This is a genomic window from Salegentibacter salegens, assembly GCF_900142975.1.
Classification (GTDB): domain Bacteria; phylum Bacteroidota; class Bacteroidia; order Flavobacteriales; family Flavobacteriaceae; genus Salegentibacter; species Salegentibacter salegens.
Map to the genome: position 1 here is coordinate 29,394 of NZ_LT670848.1, position 22,578 is coordinate 51,971.

At 36.5% G+C, this 22,578-nt stretch carries 16 protein-coding genes; 10 read left to right on the forward strand and 6 right to left on the reverse strand.

The features are described 5' to 3' along the window. Nucleotides 1–67: 67 nt before the first annotated feature. Complete coding sequence (locus B5488_RS00125; RefSeq protein ID WP_079733430.1) at nucleotides 68–757, reverse strand: LOG family protein; 690 nt, start codon at nucleotides 755–757, stop codon at nucleotides 68–70. Nucleotides 758–773: 16 nt separating this feature from the next. Then, entirely contained in the window at nucleotides 774–3,605 is a 2,832-nt protein-coding gene (gene uvrA / locus B5488_RS00130; protein ID WP_079733431.1) for an excinuclease ABC subunit UvrA, read from the reverse strand. A 509-nt stretch (nucleotides 3,606–4,114) separates the two neighbouring features. Between uvrA and B5488_RS00135 the strand changes: the two genes are divergently transcribed. Beyond that, nucleotides 4,115–5,092 carry a helix-turn-helix transcriptional regulator gene (locus B5488_RS00135; RefSeq protein WP_079733432.1) on the forward strand — a complete coding sequence of 326 codons (978 nt, stop codon included), beginning with the start codon at nucleotides 4,115–4,117 and terminating at the stop codon, nucleotides 5,090–5,092. Nucleotides 5,093–5,143: 51 nt separating this feature from the next. Here the strand turns inward: B5488_RS00135 and B5488_RS00140 are convergent, their stop codons facing one another. Continuing rightward, nucleotides 5,144–6,382 (reverse strand): IS256 family transposase, encoded by a 1,239-nt coding sequence (locus B5488_RS00140; protein ID WP_079733433.1) that lies wholly within the window; start codon nucleotides 6,380–6,382, stop codon nucleotides 5,144–5,146. A gap of 352 nt (nucleotides 6,383–6,734) precedes the next feature. Here B5488_RS00140 and B5488_RS00145 point away from each other — a divergent pair, with 352 nt between their 5' ends. The 6 genes from B5488_RS00145 (at nucleotide 6,735) to B5488_RS00170 (ending at nucleotide 16,800) form a co-directional block, all read left to right on the forward strand. Next, complete coding sequence (locus tag B5488_RS00145; RefSeq protein ID WP_079733434.1) at nucleotides 6,735–8,087, forward strand: hypothetical protein; 1,353 nt, start codon at nucleotides 6,735–6,737, stop codon at nucleotides 8,085–8,087. Between the two features lie 64 nt (nucleotides 8,088–8,151). Beyond that, on the forward strand, nucleotides 8,152–9,825 hold the full coding sequence (locus B5488_RS00150) for a hypothetical protein (RefSeq protein WP_079733435.1): 1,674 nt from the start codon (nucleotides 8,152–8,154) through the stop codon (nucleotides 9,823–9,825). 82 nt (nucleotides 9,826–9,907) lie between these two features. After that, nucleotides 9,908–11,536 (forward strand): thrombospondin type 3 repeat-containing protein, encoded by a 1,629-nt coding sequence (locus B5488_RS18035; RefSeq protein ID WP_079733436.1) that lies wholly within the window; start codon nucleotides 9,908–9,910, stop codon nucleotides 11,534–11,536. 432 nt (nucleotides 11,537–11,968) lie between these two features. Next, nucleotides 11,969–12,997, forward strand: a complete 1,029-nt coding sequence (locus B5488_RS00160; protein WP_079733437.1) for a M12 family metallopeptidase — start codon at nucleotides 11,969–11,971, stop codon at nucleotides 12,995–12,997. 598 nt (nucleotides 12,998–13,595) lie between these two features. Then, complete coding sequence (locus tag B5488_RS00165) at nucleotides 13,596–15,050, forward strand: hypothetical protein (RefSeq protein WP_079733438.1); 1,455 nt, start codon at nucleotides 13,596–13,598, stop codon at nucleotides 15,048–15,050. A 91-nt stretch (nucleotides 15,051–15,141) separates the two neighbouring features. Next, nucleotides 15,142–16,800: a hypothetical protein gene (locus B5488_RS00170; RefSeq protein WP_079733439.1), complete on the forward strand. Its 1,659-nt coding sequence runs from the start codon at nucleotides 15,142–15,144 to the stop codon at nucleotides 16,798–16,800. A 53-nt stretch (nucleotides 16,801–16,853) separates the two neighbouring features. On the opposite strand, the gene B5488_RS00175 is transcribed toward B5488_RS00170, so the two are convergent. Continuing rightward, nucleotides 16,854–17,435: an acyl carrier protein phosphodiesterase gene (locus B5488_RS00175; RefSeq protein ID WP_079733440.1), complete on the reverse strand. Its 582-nt coding sequence runs from the start codon at nucleotides 17,433–17,435 to the stop codon at nucleotides 16,854–16,856. A gap of 191 nt (nucleotides 17,436–17,626) precedes the next feature. On the opposite strand from B5488_RS00175, the gene glmM reads away from it, so the two are divergent. Further along, nucleotides 17,627–19,012, forward strand: coding sequence for a phosphoglucosamine mutase (gene glmM, locus B5488_RS00180; RefSeq protein ID WP_079733441.1), 1,386 nt, complete (start codon nucleotides 17,627–17,629; stop codon nucleotides 19,010–19,012). Here glmM and B5488_RS00185 read toward each other — a convergent pair. Further along, on the reverse strand, nucleotides 19,009–19,911 hold the full coding sequence (locus B5488_RS00185; RefSeq protein WP_079733442.1) for a lysophospholipid acyltransferase family protein: 903 nt from the start codon (nucleotides 19,909–19,911) through the stop codon (nucleotides 19,009–19,011). The genes glmM and B5488_RS00185 overlap by 4 nt on opposite strands. A 52-nt stretch (nucleotides 19,912–19,963) precedes the next feature. Here B5488_RS00185 and B5488_RS00190 point away from each other — a divergent pair, with 52 nt between their 5' ends. Together B5488_RS00190 and B5488_RS00195 are read left to right on the forward strand one after the other, a co-directional pair. Further along, on the forward strand, nucleotides 19,964–20,611 hold the full coding sequence (locus B5488_RS00190; RefSeq protein ID WP_079733443.1) for a rhomboid family intramembrane serine protease: 648 nt from the start codon (nucleotides 19,964–19,966) through the stop codon (nucleotides 20,609–20,611). Nucleotides 20,612–20,659: 48 nt separating this feature from the next. After that, complete coding sequence (locus B5488_RS00195) at nucleotides 20,660–21,352, forward strand: SIMPL domain-containing protein (RefSeq protein ID WP_079733444.1); 693 nt, start codon at nucleotides 20,660–20,662, stop codon at nucleotides 21,350–21,352. Between the two features lie 70 nt (nucleotides 21,353–21,422). On the opposite strand, the gene B5488_RS00200 is transcribed toward B5488_RS00195, so the two are convergent. Further along, nucleotides 21,423–22,544, reverse strand: coding sequence for a TlpA disulfide reductase family protein (locus B5488_RS00200; protein ID WP_079733445.1), 1,122 nt, complete (start codon nucleotides 22,542–22,544; stop codon nucleotides 21,423–21,425). Between the last annotated feature and the right edge of the window lie 34 nt (nucleotides 22,545–22,578).

Here is a 22,578-nt window from a genome sequence, read left to right on the forward strand (position 1 = left end):
TATATTTAACTTAACACAGAATTCGAGCTAAATATAATCAAAGTTTTTTTCCCTTCTCAAGATTTGATTAAAAGTTAGGACTAAGATTATATTCCCCGTAGAATTCATTCAAAATTTCGATAACCTCATCTTCGGTATCTACTACCTGAACAAGATCCATATCTGGGGCACTAATGTTTTGAAAAGTATCTAAAAGAGTTTTTTGCACCCAGTCTACGAGACCTCCCCAAAAATCTCTTCCCACTAAAATAATAGGGAATTTATCTATTTTATGAGTTTGAATTAGCGTGATTGCTTCAAATAGTTCGTCTAACGTTCCAAAACCTCCTGGCATTACAACAAAACCCTGAGAGTATTTTACGAACATTACTTTTCTAACAAAGAAATAATCGAAATCGAGACTTTTATCGTTGTCAATATATGGGTTGTCGTGTTGCTCAAAAGGAAGATCAATGTTTAATCCTACTGAAGTTCCGCCACCAAGATGAGCACCTTTATTACCAGCCTCCATAATGCCGGGGCCACCGCCGGTAATTACGCCGTAGCCATTTTCGACAATTTTTTTAGAAATTTTTTCTGCCAGTTTATAATATTTTTGATCTGGTTTGGTTCGTGCTGAACCGAAAATTGAAACGCAGGGCCCAATTTGACTTAGCTTTTCATAGCCATTTACAAATTCGCCCATTATTTTAAAGATCGCCCAGGAATCGTTGGTTTTAATTTCGTTCCAGGCTTTATTTTTAAGATTATTGTTCATATTATAATTAGTATTGTTAGTGTAATTCTTTTTTAAGGAAACCGGCAGTATAACTTTTCTTTGATTTGGCAACTTCTTCGGGTGTGCCTTTAGCGATTACTTTACCGCCATTTTTACCACCTTCGGGGCCTATATCAATTATATAATCGGCCATTTTTATTACATCCATATTATGTTCTATAATAAGGACAGTATTTCCTTTATTTGTCAATTCGTTTAAAACGTCCATTAATACCCGAATATCTTCAAAGTGTAAACCAGTGGTAGGCTCGTCTAAGATATAAAAAGTATTTCCCGTATCGCGTTTTGAAAGCTCGGTAGCAAGTTTTATTCGCTGGGCTTCCCCACCTGAAAGGGTGGTACTTTGCTGGCCCAAAGTGATATAGCCTAAACCAACATCTTTAATAGTTTTTAGCTTTCTATATATCTTGGGAATTGGTTCAAAAAAGGTTGTTGCTTCGTTAATAGTCATTTCTAAAACGTCAGCTATAGATTTTCCTTTGTATCTAATTTCCAGAGTTTCACGGTTAAAGCGTTTTCCCTGGCAGGTTTCGCATTCTACGTAAACGTCTGGGAGGAAATTCATTTCAATAACTCGTAATCCGCCACCTCTACAGGTTTCACATCTACCGCCTTTTACATTAAAACTGAATCTTCCAGGTTTATAACCACGAATAAGAGACTCGGGAGTTTTTGCAAATAAACTTCTAATTTCTGAAAACACACCGGTATAAGTGGCCGGGTTAGATCTTGGAGTTCTCCCAATTGGTGTCTGGTTAATATCAATTACTTTATCGGCGTTATCCAGTCCTTTAATTGTTTTATAAGGTTTTGGTTCTTTTACGCCATTAAAATAATGGGCGTTCATAATAGGATATAACGTCTCGTTAATGAGAGTAGATTTACCACTTCCGGAAACACCGGTTACCGCAATCATTTGTCCTAAAGGAATTTTAATTGAAACATTCTTAAGATTATTTCCAGTCGCTCCTTTTAGTTCTATATGCTTTCCGTTTCCTTTTCTTCTTTCTTTAGGAATAGCAATTTGTTTACTTCCGTTTAAATAAGAAGCGGTAAGGGTATCGTGTTTTAATAATTCTGAAGGTGGCCCTTCACTTATAATTTCACCACCATATTTTCCGGCCCTTGGCCCAATATCAATCACATAATCGGCGCGTTCTATCATATCCTTATCGTGTTCTACCACAATAACAGAATTGCCAATATCACGAAGAGCAATTAAAGAATTAATGAGTTTCTCGTTGTCCCGTTGATGCAAACCAATACTTGGTTCATCTAAAATATAGAGTACCCCAACCAGCTGAGAACCAATTTGCGTTGCCAATCTTATTCGTTGTGCTTCCCCACCCGAAAGTGATTTTGAACCGCGATTAAGTGAAAGATAGGTGAGCCCAACGTCTACAAGAAAACCAATTCTTGTTCTAATTTCTTTAATAACTTCAGAAGCAATCTGGTTTTGTTTTTCGCTCAGTTTTTTTTCCAAACCATTAAACCATTTAGCCAGGTCTTCAATATCCATCAAAGAAAGTTCAGCTATATTTTTATTATTAATTCTAAAATAAAGCGATTCTTTCTTAAGTCGGCTGCCTTCACAAACAGGACATTCAACTTTATCCATATATTCTTTAGCCCAGCGTCTTAACGAAGTAGAATCGTTATTATTAAAAGTGGTTTCAATAAACGTTGCGACACCTTCAAAATTGATCTTGAACTCACGGGTTATCCCAAGACTTTTAGATTCTTTCGTAAAGGTCTCTTTCCCGCCGTTAAGAATAAACTTCATTGCGGCATCTGGAATTTTAGAAACAGGATCTGTGAGTTTAAAGTCCCAGCGTTCAGCAATTAATTCAAGCTGAGAAAACACCCAATTTTTCTTTTGCGGGCCGTGGGGAGCTAAAGCTCCATTTTTAATCGATTTTGAATTATCAGGAATAATTTTATCAATATTCACCTGGTATAGCGTACCAATGCCGTTACAACTTGGGCAGGCACCTTTGGGAGAATTAAAAGAAAAAGTGTTAGGTTCTGGATTAGGATAAGAGATCCCGGTTGTAGGGCACATTAAATTTCTGCTGAAATAACGAACATTTTCAGTTTCCTGGTCTAAAATTATTAGCGTATCACTGCCGTGATACATCGCAGTTTTTATGCTCTCGTCCAGCCGCTTTTGTGCATCGGTCTTATCATCAATTTTTAATCTATCGATTACAATTTCAATATCGTGGGTTTTGTACCGGTCTAGTTTCATTCCTTTTACCAGGTCCCTAACTTCACCATTTACCCTTGCTTTAAGAAATCCCTGCTTGGCTATTTGTTCAAATAACTCACGGTAATGCCCTTTTCTGGATTTAACCACCGGAGCCAAAACGCTTACTTTTTTTCCTTTAAAATCTTTTAAAATGAGATCTTTTATTTGGCTATCACTGTAACTAACCATTTTTTCACCGGTCTTATAACTATAAGCATCGCCGGCGCGTGCATAAAGTAAGCGTAAGAAATCGTAAATCTCTGTAATAGTACCAACTGTACTACGCGGATTCTTACTGGTAGTTTTTTGCTCTATGGCAATAACAGGGGAAAGGCCTTCAATTTTATCTACATCGGGACGCTCCAGGCCGCCCAAAAATTGCCGGGCATATGCTGAAAAAGTTTCTATGTAACGGCGCTGTCCCTCAGCGTAAATAGTATCAAAAGCCAGGGATGATTTTCCTGAACCCGATAGACCGGTAATTACTACCAGTTTTTCTCTCGGAATATTAACATCTATATTTTTAAGATTATGGACGCGAGCCCCTAATACTTCTATAAATTCTTCGGTTTTAGCCATATTTTTTATCAAGGGGGCAAAGGTACTTAAAGTGTTGCTAACTAAAAAGAAAGGAAGTTTCCGGTAGTGTTAATTATGGTTTAAAGTTTTTAAGTTGTGAATTAGCGTTAATTTTTGAGGAGAACAGTATTGGGGTTAATATAATTTTCTTAGGAGTAATATATTAATTCGAATTTATCGGGTTTGTAACTACTTTCATCCTTGATTTATTATGTTGATTGTCAGTATAATATTACTTTATTTTTTTGCATAAAATAAGGTTAATCCCCTATATTTGAAATACCAAATCTTCATGAAAAATTTTTTCCACCCCCCGGAAAAATAGTAAACCTACAAGTAGGTAAATTTTAGCCCCATCAATTTTGCCCCTTTTATTTTTTGTCCCCCCACTGAGATTTAAAACATCCAGACCCTTCTATTGATATGTTTTGAATCTATCAATTTAATGTTTTGTGGACCTACTCCACGATTTTTACTAACTGGCTAAACAGCCGCAAAATTGATGTATTATGATAACAGAAAAAAAGCAGTTACTGCTTATTACCAACAAACAAAGTATGGTAGACTGTGTTCAGGAGGGTGTTAGTATGCAATTTGAAGTAGCTTATGCAAACTCATTACATACTGGCTTTAACATGGCACTTAACTTATTGCCCGATGTAATCTTATTAGATTATTCTTCTTTTAGATCGGGAAGGAATTTTAAGAATATCGCCAATTTTAAATCAAATCATTTTCTTACAAAGGCCTGGCTTGTAGTTTATGCTGAAGAGCGGTATAGGGCCGAGGCCGAAAGCAGGTTTAGAAAAGTGGTAGATGAATTTTTATATTCTCCTACTATAGAAGCACTTTGTGGAAAAATCATAAAATTGGTTTACAGCAATCGTTCCCTTTCTAATTTTTGGAAAGATGCCTTTATGGGAATGTTTAATATAATTTCCCAACCGGTAGTACTCCTGGATCAAAATGAAATTGTAGCCATGAACGATGCTTTTAAGCAAAGTTTTGATGTGAAAGAGAAAAAGGGTTTAAAACTAACCGACTTCGTAAAGTGCGAAAATGTACAGAAAGTTAAAGATAGTTTAAGAAATTTTGCCAGGGGTAAACATATAAAAGCAGCCACCAGGACTGCGTTATTATTAAGAAATGATAAGGTAAGAAATGCCCGTATTAATTTTTCTAAGTTAAATAGGAATTTTGGGCATCAGTTTGTCATGTTTATAGATCTCATGGAGGAGAATGAAGCGATTAATGATAGGATAGGAACTGCTTCTGAAGAGGTAGAAAATTGTTTTAAGCAAAATAGCCAGCTAACCGAATTTAAGTTTACCAACCGGGAAAAGGAAATTATTGAATTGCTTATAAAAGGATATAAAACCAAAGATATCTCTGAGGCTTTATTTATTTCCCCTAAAACTATAGAGAAACATCGTTCTAATATTATAAAGAGAACGAACTCTGATACAATCCTGGAAAGGGAGTGTTAGCTCAACTCTGTCTGCTTCTTCTCCCGGGGGTACCCCCGGGAGAAGAAAATTTTAGTTTTTCGTTTCATTGGTGGCTAAGTCCAACTCTAGCCGACCTTCAAATTTAATAGCTAATTGTTGAACTACCAAACCCCAGTTCTGCAGTGGGGCGTTCCATTTCTTTTCAATTCTTCTGGTAGCTAGGTAAACCAGCTTCAATAGTGCCATATCATTGGTAAAAGCGCCTTTGGTCTTGGTTACTTTTCTTACCTGCCGGTGAAAAGCCTCTACGGCATTTGTGGTGTATATGAGTTTTCTAATGGGTGCGGTATATTCAAAATAAGCACTCAATCGGTCCCAGTTATCATTCCAGGAACGGATCACTATGGGATATCTTTTGCCCCATTTTTCTTCCAGATCCAGTAAAGCCGATTCAGCCTGGTCTTTGGTGTCAGCCTTGTACACCAGTTTAAGGTCTTTCATAAAATCTTTTTGATCCTTACTGGCCACATACTTCATACTATTGCGGATCTGGTGGACAATACATAGCTGAATATCAGTCTTGGGATAAACAGAATGAATGGCTTCACTAAAGCCCGTAAGATTATCCGTACAGGCAATCAGAATATCTTTTAAGCCACGGTTGTTTAATTGGGTCAGCACCTGAAGCCAAAAATTGGCCCCTTCACTTTCCGAGATATACATACCCAGCACTTCCTTTCTTCCAGCTTTATTTATTCCTAAAATATTATACAAGGCCTTGTGCTTTACTTTGCCTTCTTCGCGTACCTTGAAGTGCATCGCGTCGAGCCATAGGATGCAATATACCGGCTCCAAGGGGCGATCCTGCCATTCCTTAACCTTGGGAATCACCCGGTCCGTAATATCACTTAGAACGTGTGTGGATATCTTGGAATCATACATTTCCTCTATATGAGCTGAGATATCCCGCAGGCTATTGCCCATCCCGTACATGCCTATAATCTGCTTTTCTAAATTATCGGCCAGGATACGCTGGCGTTTCGCTACGATCTCCGGCTCAAAGGTACTGTTACGATCCTGGGGCGTGTTAATGGTGACGTCCCCTTGGCTGCTCTTTAGGGTCTTTTTGCCTTTGCCATTACGCTTATTACCTGCTTTTGAGCCTTTTTCTTCATCGGAAAGGTGCGAAGACATTTCTGCTTCCAGGGCCTCTTCCATAAACTCCCTAAGCATTGGAGCAAAAGCGCCGTTTTTGCCGGTTAGGGATTCTCCTGATAAAAATTGTTTTAATGCTTTTTCCTTTAATTCCTTAATCTCTTCTTGTGTCATAATCTAGTCTAAAAATTTTAATTTAATTTTCAAAGTCTAGACAGACTTGAGATTACACCCTCCCTGGAAAGTATTATTTATGCAATTAATCATAAGCTTATAGATTATCAAAAAGTGTAAAACTTGTTTTTCGGTAAAATAGGGGAGAAAACCCCTATAGCATGATAGGAAAGAATTAGACTACATTTATCATATGAATTACTAGTCACCCCACTTCACTAGTATTTACCTCAACATAATTTTTGAGCCCCCCATTAGTATAGTATTGATATATCAAGATGCTCCTTATGGAGTCAGATTATATATATTGTTTTAACCATTCTAAATATTTATTAACCAAAACTTTAGTGTTATGAAAAACCTAAAAAATTACCTTTCAAGTTTCGTGATTGTCGCGATACTATTTACATCTTGTAGTAAAGATGAATCCACTAATAATGTGGGAACCGATGGAGAAATGGCGACCATTTCCCTGGGAGCAGTTTTAAATGATCTGGATAGACAGGGATTATTAAAACAGGCGATTCCTGAGTGTTCAGAAGATGCACCCATGTATGTAAGAGTTATTCTTACTCATGATATGGGAGAAGAAGATGTAGTTGTTCCTGTTAACTTTGATGGGACTACTTATTTTACAGATTATGATGAGGAACTGGCAATTCCAATCCCTGCAGGGGAAACAACCACTTCAATTAGTGTAACCGATTTCTGGGTGTATTCCGAAGAACCGGGTGACACTACATTACCTATTTGGATAGCTCCAAAGGAAGGAAGTGATTATGAGAATTTTGTAAACGATCCGCTTCCAATTAATTTTGAACTTAGAGCTGGCTCAAAGAAATATGTAGATGTAGAAGTATTATGTTTTGATGACAGAGATGTAAACTTATACGGATACCAATTCTTTGACCTTGTACCAATTCCGCTAATTAAATTCTGTTTATTCGGAAACTTCTGTCCTTCAGAAGATGGTAAACACTATGTAGCCGGTTATACAGTAAATGTATGGATGGGCTCAGAAGCAGTTGGAGATCCAATTTACACTGAATCTAATACTGTAGACGTAGATGAAACTACTGGCGATTATTTTTCAGATCCATTATGTTTCTGGTTACCTGATACAGCTGAAACTGATACTTACTATTTCGAGATATCGTTGAATGATACCGATGAGTATAGTTCAGACGATGCCGGAGAAGTAATTCTTGCAGGTCCAATCACTGATGAAGAAATTAGAATGTTCTATAGTGAAGACGATGATTCAACAATGGATTATTACCACTTTAATTATGGATGTGGAAATGACAACCCTCCACCATTTGATGACCCAAGAGTTGAAGCAAAGCGTTATAAAGCATGTTTAAAGAATTTAGGCGACGCTAACGCTGTTGGATTCGCTTACCTTAAACTAGTAGGAAACCAGTTAACCGCTACTACAGCAGCTACCGAACTTACTCCAGGAGATGTGCCACAACACATTCACGAAAATGCTTCTTGTGGAGATTATGGAAATCCAATCTGGTCACTTGACTATGCCGGAGCAGTTTGGCCTGAGGCAGATGCTATGGGTAATATGTTTTACACCAGAACATTTTCTTTGACCAATGCCGAAGTTATTGCGTTGGGTGATCCTGAAGCTAGAACAGCTGTGCTTCACGAAGCAGACTTTACACCAGTCGCTTGTGGTGAATTTGACGAGTACTAAAAACTCTTAAAAGGTGTCCCAAAAACTGGGACACCTTTTTAATTCCTTTTAAAACATAGAAACAATGAAGAATTTAAAATTAATTCTGGCCATTTTCATGGCTACGGGGCTGCTATTTTCATCCTGTAGTAAAGATGAGACCAACGAACCCTCTGTAAATGAGGAAATGGGTAGTATTTCAATAGGTGCTATTCTAAATGACCTTGTGAATAATAATCGTCAGGCTATTACAGATGTAATCCCGGAATGTTCCGATGAAACACCAATGTATGCCTGGGTTGTACTTACCCACGAAATGGGAACCGAGGATGTAGTAATACCTATCCTTTTTGATGGTGAAATTTATTTCACTGATTATGACGAGGATCTGGAAATTCCTATTCCTGCTAATGAAACCACAACCGCAGTAAGCCTAACAACATTTATGGTGTATGCTGAAGAACCTGGAGAAGGTGTTTCACCAATATGGGTAGCACCAACCGATGAAGGTGAATATAAGAACTTCGTAAATGATGCTTTACCTATCAATTTTGATTTAAGAGCAGGCTCTAAAAAATATCTGGATGTAGAAGTATTATGTTTTGATGATAGAGATGTAAACCTGTATGGTTACCAGTTCTTTGATCTTATTCCAATAGAGCTTTATGAGTTCTGTGTATTTGCAAACTATTGTACCGATAACGGACGACACTTCACAGCAAATTATAATGTTGATATTGATTATATAAGAGAAGGGGAAGACGATATTAACTTATATACTAACAGGTCTCCGGAAACCGGAAATACCGAAGATGATAATTCAGGAGACTGGTATGCTGAGCCATTATGCTTAGCAATTCCTTCTCCAATGTATGATGAGTTAGACACTGACATTTATTTACGTGTTACAGTTACTTTAGCTGATTGGGATGCTAATTATGAATCTCCGGAAGGTGAAGAGTCTGAAGTGATTTTTCTAAGCTGGGAGGATGTACAGTCATATTTTGGCGATAATAGCACTATAGATTATGAACATATATTCTTTAACTGTGGAGATGATCCTATACTCGATTGTCCAATAACCGAAGGGGATACCGATGGTGATTGTATACCTAATGAAGATGATGTATGTCCAGGTTATAATGATAAGGATGATATGGACGAAGACGGTGTTCCAGATGGATGTGATGAATGTCCTGAAGATGCTGGTGATCCTTTAGATGGTGGTTGTCCTATTGACGACTGTACTGGCGATGCTGATAATGATGGATTAAATGATTGTAATGATGATTGTCCTTACCAGGCGGGTCCGGAATCCAATAATGGATGTCCTGAAGAAGGTGGTGATATCTGCGAAACCGCCTATATGGAAGGTGATACAGCACTAAATACACTTGCCAATGCAAATCGTTGGGGCTGGGCAGAGCACTATCAAACAAGTATAGATGGAGCTAGTGAAACCTACGATATTTGGGCAGGTGCTGGCCAAAATGATACTTCTAAAGGAGAACATATTGGTACGGCTGAAATTTCTATAGATGGTGATGAAATCACTTTAGAAATTACACTTAATCCTAATGTGAGTTTAAATGATCTTCATATTAATTTGAGTGAAAATGCTCCTTCTGGAAATGATGTATTTGCACCCGGGCAATATAACCTCAACGATGAGGTAGATGAAAATACACTTACATATACATGGGATAGAGGCTATAGTGATGATTTCTATATTATTATTCACGCAGTAGCTTGTTACTAAAATGAAAATCACTACCGGGAGCATTAAAACTCCTGGTAGTTTTTACTAACCATTCTAAATATTTAATCCAAAAACTTTAATTATGAAACTTCTAAGAAAATATCTGGCCATTGTGGCCGTTTTTTCCCTCTTTTTTACCTCGTGTACCAAAGATGAGGAAGGAACTTTAAATAACGATCCAGGTTCCGAAAGTTTTGCTGAATTAAGTCTGGGAGCAACCCTTAATGACTTTGTAAACCGTGCAGCGGTGAAACAAAGTATTCCCGACTGTTCATCTGACGCTCCGGCCTATGCGCATATTGAGTTAACACATAATTCAGGTACAGACCTGGAAGGTATTATTAATGTAAATGTTCCTATTTTAAGTGAAGATGGAAGCTTTTACACAGATTATGATGAAGACTTAAAAATTCCCGTGGCAAATGCTGATGATAAGACAGCAACTGTATCAGTTACTACCTTTTTGGTATATGATGGAGATCCAGAAGATGCTGGTTCTACAGTAATTTGGGCAGCACCAACAACTACCAGTGATTATGGCACTTTTGTAAACCAGGGACTTCCATATAATTTTCTAATAAGAGCAGGCTCTAAAAAATATGTTGATATTGAGGTTCTTTGCTTTGATAATCGTGATGTAAATTTATATGGTTACCAATTTTTTGATCTGGTACCTGAAGTACTGCACGAAGTATGCATTTTTGCAAACTACTGTGATGAAGATGGAAGACATTATACTGCCAATTATAGCCTTGAGGTTATATATACTGGCGGAGATGAAGATAGAACTTTATATGAAAGTATGGATCTTCCAGAAGGTAGTTATGGATTTGATGATGATACAGATGTTTACTACGCTGATCCATTTTGCTTTGCAGTTCCTGCGCCTATGTTTGAAGAAACCAGTGGTACAGATTATATAAGAATAATTGCAACTTTATCGGATTGGGAAGGGAATTATCCAACTCCTGCCGATGAAGAAATTATCCTTGATCTTTCATGGTCAGACTTAATGGAAAGTGTTCGTGAAGATGGGACTATTGATTATTTCCATTTATTCTTCTGTGACGGGGATCCTGGCAATGGAAATGGTGAAGAATGTGACCCAACAGATCCTGCTGCTGACTGTGATGAAGATACAATACCTAATGGGCAGGATAATTGCCCAAGTACTCCAAATACAGATCAGGCAGATTTAGATGAAGATGGAGTAGGAGATGTTTGTGATTCTGATATTGATGGCGATGATATTTTAAATGAGAATGAAAACCCTGGGTGTGTAAGAGATCCAGATCCCACATGTGGGGATGATGTTGCAGAGTGTCCTACCTTACCATCAGCTGGCGACTGTGAAAGAGTTTATGTTGCAGGGACTGATTTAACTGATCTTACCGATTGGATAGCAATAACAAGTTCGGAGCCTTTAGCACTTTTTAGTGACGAGACTACTAGCCTAGCATTCGGACTAATATCTTTTAATGATGATGGTGATATGCTATTAATCAGTACCAATACCGATTTTTATCTGAAGGATTATAAGATGGAAATTGTAGACGAATTGGGCGGTGCAATAACTTGTGTAAATGAAAATAATCTAATTGCACCAGAGGATACTAATGATGCTGATATTGAGACTACAATTACAGGAGATTTCTCAGGAACCGTGTATGTACGTTTTTCTGCGAACGTATGTTCAAGATCTGATACTTAATTAGAATAAAAATTACCCAGTAAATTTATAACCGGGGGGTGACTAATTAACTGGGTTTTTTGTAATCCTCAATCTTGATGATTGCAAAAGAGGCTGTGCGAAAATTTCGCACAGCTTTTTTGTTAAAAAAATTAACGAATCAAAAATAAGGCTGTATGTTGGCCCTAAATTCTGAGTATTTACAAGTCATTTAAAATTTAAAACTTACTGCATGTAATAGTAATAACAGCCTTTCAAGAATAAAATGAAAAATAATTTTATTAGGTTTTAGAAGATCCCAAATCGTTTTAAAACTGAAAATTCATTATCCTTGTAGGAATCTGACTATTAAAAATTTACAGCGATTATAACGTGTTTTTTTTGGAACGACCTTTGTAAATCCAGAATGAAATTTTGTATTAATTAAATCATAAAAAAAGTAAAACCCTACTTATGAAAAAAAGTAAATTTTTGTTACTACCTGTTCTGGCGATTCTGGCATGTAGTAAAGATCCAATTTCAGAAAATCAAGAAGCAGAAACGCAACTCAAACCAGAAGAAATCTCAGATCAACAATCAGAAATGGCCTTTCCCGACGATCTGGGACCTGTTTCCCAAATTTATTATTCCGGTCAAAAGATGCCTGTAGAAGATCATGGCAGTGATTATGTTTACCAGGGTGATATTTTGATTCCTAAAAATAAATCCAGCAAATCCCCTCAATCTATTGTTTATAAAAATAAAGAGGCTATTCCCCAGGAAAAGAGTACAGGGCGTACTTCGGGAATGTGGCCCGACAATACGGTTTATTATTCTATAAACTCCAGTCTCTCTGATAAAAACAGAGTTTACGATGCAATACGTCATTGGGAGAATAACACCCCGTTAAAGTTCGTAGAAAGATCAGGGCAATCTAATTATATATACTTTACTACCGGATCTGGTTGCTCTTCCTATGTCGGTATGATTGGAGGCAGACAGAACATAACCTTATCTGATTACTGTAGCACCGGAAATACCATCCACGAAATTGGTCATGCCGTAGGACTATGGCACGAACAAAGCCGTGTAGATAGGAATAATTATATTACGGTACACCTGGATAATGTTAGAAGCGGTACTGAGCATAATTTTCATACTTACGAAGCCAGTGGTTTTGATGGTGATGAATATACCACAAGCCTGGATTTTGAATCCATAATGATGTATGGTGCTTATTCTTTTTCTAAGAATGGGGATCCTACTATAACGAGAACAAATGGTAACACCTACCAGGTGCAACGTTCAGCACTTTCTTCGGGCGATATTTCTGGCATTAAAAGTATGTATACAGAAGATGGGTCAGAACCCGAGTATGTAAACGGTGAATATTATACACTTAACGGATTGACAGTCCTTAGAAAGTATGATAGATGGTATTATAATTCTAAATGGGGCTGGAAAGAAGTCGAGCAAAAATACGGCTATTGGTTTTTTGTATAATTTTTTATTAAATAGTTGAATGCGACCCGGGGGATATCCTCCGGGTTTTGCTTTTATAAAATTTTTGGTCTCAAAAGTGTAGACATAATTTCCACAGTAATTGAGGGTAATTTCCACAATTAATTACCATTCAGGCAATAATATTTTACTCTATAAATTTTTTCGTTATTATTTTCAATTTTCTAAAAGAACCTCCTTCAAATTTTCCTACGGGTGGTGGAAATAAATGGGGTTAAAATTTAAAATCAGGCTAGAGTTTTAAGTTTTTGCCTTTTTCAGGAGTATACTAATTATTATAGTTTATCGAATCTAATAGTATTTCATCTATTCATTTATGTTTTATACTAAAGATAGATCCTAATTTTTCAAATTTTGACTATTCTTGTAAGAAAAAGACTAATAATTAATTGATTGAAAGTTGCTGAATCTTACAGGATTTCCCCCATTTAGTAGTTATCATCCTCCACATAAATTAGAGTTAAATTTTAAAGGCAATATCCTACCAGCCTGAAATTTTCACCCCTTCCAATCATTTTATCCCTACACTATACGGAAATGTGCCTGATGTATTTCAGGGAATATTTAAACGACTTAAGCTATGAAAAAAATTATACGTTTTAGCCTGGGAATAATTCTAATATTGTTTTGTGTTGTATCCTGCACTAAAGAAGAAGTAGGTAAAGAAATACAGGAATCTCACGCTGTTGGGAAACTTTCCTTCGGAAGCGTACTAAGCGACCTGGCTAACCGCAATCAATTAAATAAACAAAGTTCTTCTGATTCTTACAATATCCCGCAGTGTTCAGACGAAAACCCTCTTTTTGTGAGAGTGGCTATTAAGGTAAAAGATGATAATGAAAATTGGGTTTGGTATAAAGATTCTAACCAAAATAAGATAGAAATTGAAGTTAATCCCAACGGAACCGATTTGGATAACGATGGAAATATGGATGCCTGGTTTACCCAGGAATCAGCAGATCTTGAACTTGAAGAAGGTGAATATAGTATAGAATATTTTGCTGTAGCTACTGCAGCCGGGAACAATCAGGAAGATATTATTTATATGGCTCCTAGAATCCCCGAAGGAGATTTAGATTACAGCCAAAGTATTCAGTATCACAATTTCGTAAACAACCCATTACCAATAGAAGTTAAAATTCGTCCCGGTGTAAAATATTACCAGCCTATAGAAGTCTTATGTTATGAGGAACACTACGCATTTGCTTTTGGGTATTTATTCTTCGATTTTAATGCAACCAATTTAATTTACCTATGTACTTACGGAAATATATGTGAAGAAGATCAGAGACATATGCCTGCCCAATTTAAAATGAAGGTTTGGGAAGACACAAATGAAGGTGATCTTTTAGTAGTTGCCCAAAATGAAAGAAAAACTTTTACTGATGATACTGGAACTCATTATTACGCTGATGCACTTTGCTTTCCACTTCCAGAAATAGATAATTATTATGCAAAAATATGGATCGTAGCGGATGAAACTGAAACCTTAATAAGGGAAGGAAGTTTTAATGCTGAAGATCTTGCTAATATATACCAGGAAGAGCAAAAGCATTATTACTACCATTTTAGAGAAGCTTGTTGCGGTGAAGCAGATAATTTCGATTTATTAGATGATTTAACAGAAAATGAAGGAGAATGTGAAGAAGAACCCCAGGATCCCGAAGAACCGAAAGACTGTGTACCTTGTGATAATAATGAGGGTGGGAAAATAAAGCAGCTAACGGTTAAATATTTAGGTGACGATCTAATTAATTTGGTGGTAACTCATAACGGTCCAGACGCTCCTTACGAAATATTTAATGGAGATGTAAATACAAATGAAGAAATACTGTTGCCAGGGGAGGCAACAAATGGAGGACATCCTATTCCTTCAGTATGGACAGAATTGGAATTTACAATTTCAGAAGTATCATATAATCTCCATACAAGTTGCTCAGAGCCATTTTATCCGGGACAAATTTTCGGAAATAATCTTTTTAAGGTTATGTCGGCAACCAACGTAGATAATCAATCAATATGCGAAATAGAATAAACTAAAATATTAACTCATAAGCCTGTCATTGGGTGGATCTTTTCCAGGCTTATTAATCAAACCTTTTATTAATTAATCTAAATTTTTTATTATGAAAAACTTTAAAATTTATTTGGCTTACGTCGCTCTTTTAGCGATGGTAATGACTTCCTGTAGTAAGGAAGACAATCCAGACAGTCCCGATGGACCGGCTGGTGATGAGATGGCAACCTTAGGCTTTACAGCGCTCCTCGAAGATTTTGATAGAGCTATGGCCTCTAAACAAGCAAATCCTGGAAATGAAGGTGACGACGCCATTCCCGCTTGTTCAGACGCACAACCTGCAATGGTAAGAGTTGCTTTACAGGATAGTGATGGTAATTGGGTACTGGATCGAGATGGAGAAGAAGATTTTATTGAGATACCAGTAGTTCCCGGAGAGGTAGGCGACACAAATTGGATCACTGATGAAGGGTCTAATGATGAATTAGAACTTTTAGCCGGCACTTATTCTCTGGAATACTTTGACGTAGTGGATACCGATGGAAATCCTATATATATTGCACCTCGTGAAAATGATGACTACGGCCCGGCAGAATATCAAAATTTTGTAAGTGATGCTTTGCCAATTGAAGATATTGTACTTCAAAATGGTGTTAAAAAGTATATTGATGTAGAGGTACTTTGTTATGATGAGCATTATGTGCAGGAATACGGCTATTTATTTTTCGACTTTACTGAAGTAGATATCGTTTATCTATGTTTATTTGGTAACTACTGTGATGAAGATGGTAGACACACTCCTGCTGAATTCCAATTCTCGGTATGGAATTATAATGAAAATACCATTCCTGATACAAGTGACGATAATTTACTTTATCGCGATGTAAATGAAACAGGTGATTATGAAAATGGAGATGCGTATGCAAGACCATTATGTGTAGCCTTACCTGCAAGAGGAGAGGAAGATGAGAATGTATATTATGGCGAGCTATCCATGCAGAATGAAGAAGGGGAATGGGAAGTAATTCGTTTAGGAGCATTCAGTCAGGATGATGTTGAAACCTTAGATCTTTCTGAAGTGCCAGAAGGATATGATAGCGGTAGCAATTACTACCATTTTAGAGAAGGAGAATGTAGTAATCAGGATGATTCAGATCCTTGCTTGTTTTCAGAATATGTTACAGTCGAAAACGATTTTGAAACCGGTAATTTCATTGATTCTATGAATTTTGAAGATGATACCGATTATGATGTATTTGATCCTAGCAATCCTTATGGTTCTTATTTAATTACTGATACACCTAGCGATTTATATGGTCCTTTTACGTCACACACAGATGATGATGGTATGATGTTAGTTCTAGATGGTTCACCAGAAGGTTATTCTGATAGAGCTTATTACACCGTTAGAACTCCAGAACTTTGTGCAGGAGCAACCTATTTTGTAACAATGAGATTGAGAGATCTTAGTCAACCAGATGTTAATAATGCTAGATTGAGCATTAATTATCAGTCTGAAGATGATCCAAACGGAGTGGTACTAACCCAGTTTACTATCACCGATCTAGACGGAGGAAGTGATCCACAAGGATGGAAAGAAGTTGGTTTCATTATGGAAGCAAAATCAGACGGGCAAATGATTATGAGAGTTAGAGATGTTGAAGATGCTAATTCTGGCAACGATTTTGCTATGGACGATATAACATTATCTAACAACCCAACAATATTAAGTGGGTTAACTGCAGATAATATTAATCCTTCAAACTAATCTAATATTTTAATTTTATTGAAACTGAAGAGCCCAATTTGGGCTCTTCTTTTTTATGCCTTAATCTCAGATTTTACATAGGCCTTTAGCTCCTCAAAGAACATCCTAAATTCATTTTCAAATTCTTCATAAAACTCTCTTAGTTCTTCCACCGCTAAATGCATTTTGACCCGATATTTAATTCTGCGGTTCATTTGAAAAAGAATTTTCTCTATTCCATCTATTTTTCGGTAGTTATAAAGCCAGTTATCGGCCACCATATATGGAAGAAAATTTTGAACCGGTTTTGGTAAAACTTCAAAATTATCCTGTAAAAGTTTATAAAAATCTTCGGTATATTCTTTTAGTGGGGTTTCACAATATTCTTTCCAGTTTGCAGCGAGAAAATGATCGTATAAAATATCTACAATAACCCGGCTGTAATGGCCGTAACGATCAAATAGGCGCTCAACACTTTTACTAACAATAGGGTGAGTGTCAGTAAAAGTATCAATTGCACGGTGCAATACTATTCCTTTTTGAATTTCTGGCGGATACTCTAAATACTTTTTTCCTTTCACCGAATCTGCAATAAAATTCCCAATTTTTAATTGCGTGTTATCGTCCGAAAGATATATGTGTGCTAAGAAATTCATTTTTGAAAGTTACGTAAATCCGGTAGTTTCCTGTTTAATTTTTGTTAAGTTTTGGCGCTACCTGCCTGCTCCTTGTATATTTGTTAAAATTTTACCCGATAATCGGGATTCAACATTTAAAAATAAAATGCATTGTGAGCCTGCCTTTGGCTAGCTTACTTTATAGAAAATATTCATTATAAAATAAACTTATGAGTTTAATAAAATCAATTTCAGGAATACGGGGTACTATAGGTGGTAAAACGGGTGATAATCTAACACCAATAGATACGGTGAAGTTTGCCGCTGCTTATGGAACCTGGTTAAAGAATAATTCAGAAAATAAAAAATTAAAAGTTGTGGTAGGTCGTGACGCCAGAATTTCTGGGAAAATGGTACAGGATTTAACGATGAATACGCTCACCGGGTTGGGAATAGACGTGATAGATATAGACCTTTCAACAACTCCTACGGTAGAGATTGCCGTGCCTTTGGAAAATGCAGATGGCGGAATTATCTTAACTGCCAGTCATAATCCAAAACAATGGAACGCCCTTAAATTATTAAATAGTAAAGGCGAATTTCTGGATGGGGCAGAAGGAGCGAAAATCCTGGAATATGCAGAGCACGATAATTTTAATTTTTCTGAAGTTGATGATCTTGGATCCATCACCAGGAAAGATAATTATATGGATATTCATATAGAGGAGGTTTTGAAACTTAAACTTGTGGAGGCTGATAAAATCAAAAAAGCCGGTTTTAAAGTTGTAGTAGATGGAGTGAACTCAAGTGGAGGAATTGTTATTCCAAAACTTTTGAAAAAAATGGGCGTTGAGGTTGTAGAACTTTATTGTGAGCCAAACGGGCATTTTCCGCATAATCCAGAACCTTTAAAAGAACACCTTACCGATATTAGTGAATTAGTGAAAAAGGAGAAAGCCGATTTTGGAATTGTTGTAGATCCAGATGTAGACAGGCTTGCATTTATAGATGAAAACGGCGAAATGTTTGGGGAAGAGTATACGCTTGTGGCTTGTGCCGATTATGTATTATCTAAAACTTCTGGAAATACCGTAAGTAATTTATCGTCGTCAAGGGCGCTTAGCGATGTTACTCAAAAACATGGTGGGGAATATAAAGCCAGCGCGGTAGGTGAAGTGAATGTTGTAAAATTAATGAAAGATTCTAATGCAATAATTGGCGGAGAAGGAAACGGCGGAATTATTTATCCTGAATCTCATTATGGGCGTGATAGCCTTGTTGGTGTTGGCTTGTTTTTAACCCATTTAGCCGAAAAAAATATAAGTGTTTCTAAATTACGAAAAGAATATACCGCTTATTTTATGAGCAAAAATAAAATTCAGTTGACGCCCGAAATTGATGTAGACGGAATTTTAAAGGCTATGGAAGAGAAATATAGAAATGAAGAAATTTCTACCGTAGACGGAGTAAAAATAGATTTTCCTGAAAACTGGGTGCATTTAAGAAAGTCGAATACTGAACCTATTATTAGAATTTATACCGAAGCAAAATCTCAGGCGAAAGCCGATGAATTGGCTGAGGATATGATTAAGGAAATCAAGAAAATTATAGCTTAACGAACAACGGCATTTGCAGGAATTTCTTTCCCAAAATGTTTCCAGCGCTTGTGCGTCCATAGGTAAAGCTCTGGTTTTTCGCGAATCTGTTTTTCTAAAAGCTGAATGTAATCTAAAGTTATTTGATTGTTTTTAGTTTCAGCAGGATTATCAGAAATATTAATTAAAGAGGCCTTATAATGGCCTCTTTTTACTTTTTCTACGTGCAGGTAAAGTACCACCATATCAAATTCTGTAGCTATTCTTTCAGAACCTGTATAAAAAGGAACTTTTTTCCCCATAAAATCGGTCCAGAATTTATAACTGGGTGTTTTAGGAGATTGGTCGGCTATCATGGCATAAGCCCCCCGAATACCTTCTTTCTGATTATTGGCTATGCGCAAACTGGCTTTAGAATTTTGTACAAGTTCGGCACCAAAACGCTGTCTAATGTCATTAATTAGTTTGTCAAAACCGGGATTTCTAATTTTTTTATAAATACCAAAAGCGCTGTGTTTAAGATCGTGGAGTTGTAGCGCAAAAAGCCACTCAAAACTGGCATAGTGCCCACACATAAGCATAATACTTTTGTCCAGTTTTTCTATACGCCTAAGCTCTTCAAGATTGGTGTAAACAAATCGTTTTTTTAATTCCTCTTCAGAGATAGAAATACTTTTTATCATTTCCAGAAACATATCACACATATGTGAATAGAATTTCTTTCTAATTTGAATAATTTCTTCATTAGATTTTTCAGGAAAGACAAATTTTAAGTTATCGGTAACCGTTTTCTTTCTATACCCTATAAGGTGATAAACTAAAAAGTAAACCACATCTGAAACCAGGTAAAAAAGAGGAAAAGGAAGAATAGAAATTAGCCAAAGCAGCGGGTAACTCAACCAAAAAACTACAGCCTGCATAAAATAATTTTCAGCAAATATATGGTATATTTGGCACTAAATTAAAGCTACTATGGGAGAATTAAACCTGGTTACCCTTATAATTATTGGTGTAAATGTATTGGTTTCATTCAAAGGATTTAAAGACGATTCTTTTTTTCAGAAATATAAATTTAATATTGCCGATATAAATCGCGGTGCTAAATATCAAATTCTTACTTCAGGATTTTTGCACGTAAATACCACCCACCTTTTGGTGAATATGCTAACGCTTTATTTTTTCGCCAATTCAGTGATCTTTTTTCTGGGAATCGCTGGGTTTATAATTGTTTACCTGGCCAGCCTGGTTTTGGGAAATTTACTGTCTTATTATTTTCATAAAAAAGATATGCATTATACAGCGGTAGGCGCAAGTGGTGCGGTAATGGGTGTGTTGTATTCGGCAATTCTTTTGAGACCCGATATGATGCTTGGTTTGTTTTTTATTATTCCCATTCCGGCCTATATTTTTGGAATAGGCTATTTGTTTTATACTATTTACGGTATGAAACGCCAGGTTGGTAATATTGGTCACGATGCTCATTTTGGCGGCGCAGTAGGCGGATATTTATTGACCCTTCTGTTGGCCAGTTGGGTTTTTGAAGAACATTTGCTAATGGTATTATTACTGGCACTTCCCATTGTTTTCTTATTTGTTATGCAAAAAATGGGAAAAATCTAAATTGGTACTCTTCTTGTAATAGAGTTTTCAACTAATAATAAATCACCTATGAAAAAATTAATTTTACTTATTGCCGTAGTTAGCGGTTTTGCAATGCAGGCTCAAAATGAAAACAACAATACCGGAATTCATGTTACCGGTGAAGGAATTGTAAAAGTAGCCCCCGATAAAGTCACGATAAAATCACAAATTGAACACGAAGGCCAAAGCGCTACGTCAGTAAAATCTCAAAATGATGAGGTGGTAGATAAAGTGATTAAATATTTAAAATCTGAAGGGATAGCCGAAAAAAATATCAACACTAATTATATCAATTTGAATAAACGCTATAATTATAACGATAAAACGTATACTTATGTAGCAAACCAGGCGATTTCAATTACGTTAGAAGATATTAGCAAATATGAATCTATAATGAAAGGTTTACTGGAAAATGGCCTTAACGGAATAAACGGAATTGAATTTGAATCTTCAAATATTGAAAAGCATAAGGTTGAAGCCAGAAGAAAAGCGGTGTTAAATGCAAAGGAAAAAGCTGAAGCACTTGCTGAACCATTAGGGCAAACAGTGGGAAAAGCTTTTATGATTAGTGAAGGAAGCAGTAATAATTACCAACCGGTTTATGGTTCTATGAGAATAAAAGGTTCTGCAGATGAAGCTTCTAACCAGGAGACTATTGCACCCGGGGAAATGGAAATAAGCATAGATGTAAATGTAGCTTTTCAGTTACTTATGGAATAACGATTAACAAATTACCAAATAAAAAAAGCGCCACCAGGGCGCTTTTTTTGTGAGGAAAAAACTCAAAATATTATCCTTTATTAAGTAATTCTCCAATTTTATTATCTAAATCGTCACCTCTAAGATCACGGGCTACAATAGTACCTTCTTCATCTAAAACAAAAGCTGCGGGAATGGCTTGAATTCCGTAGAGTTGCGCAACAGGATCCTGCCAAAATTTAAGATTGGAAACCTGGTGCCAGGGCAATCCATCTTCTTCAATAGCTTTTATCCAGCGGTCTTTTTGGCCGGGACGGTCTAACGAAACACCAATAACACTTAGGCCATCGTCTTTGTATTTGTTATAAGTTCTAACAAGGTTAGGATTTTCTACACGGCAGGGTTTACACCAGGCCGCCCAAAAATCGATTACCGTTACTTTTCCCATCGCGTCTTTTAAAGAAAGTTCGTCACCATTTGGAGTAGGAGCGGTAAAATTAGGAGCTTTGCTACCAACCGCTACTTTATTTTCTCTTTCAAGATTTTGAGTAATTTGCTTCCCAATAGCGGTATTTTTCACTTCTTCAGAAAGTCCGTCAAACATTTCTTTAATCTCGTTTGCCGGGTACGATTTCATTCTAAGCATATCGCTAATTACCATTATAGAAACAAATGAATCGGGATTTTCTTTAACGATTTTTTTCTTATAAACTTTATCGTTATCTATAATTTCATTTTCTGTTTCCTGAAGCGTAGTAAGTTTTGTACTGTCCTGTGCCTGAAAAGCCGCTTGCATTTCGGTACGGCCTTTCGTTACCTCTTCATTTACATTTTTAAGATGGCCTAAATATTCATATAATAAACGGTTTTCTTTTCCGCCGTTAACTTTAGAAGCTCTCAGGCTATCTTTATAAACTTTAAAGTTTATTTTTTCATTTTCAGCAATAAAAATTACATTTCCCTGTAAGCCTTCAAATTCAAGAAAACTTAAATTTGGAGTTTCAGGATCCTGAAGATCTAACTCAAATTCGCCGTCTTCCAGCGTGGTAGAATCTATTCTTTTTGGACGATTGGTGTTTTCGTCAATTTCAGAAACATAGACCATCTTTCCGTTCTCCATTTCGGGAGCACTTCCAGAAATGAAATATCCTTTATCTTCCTGGCAGGAGGCAAATACGGTTGCAACCGCCAGCATTACTATAATTTTACGCATAAAAATTGTTTTGTTTAAGGCAAAAATAAGCATC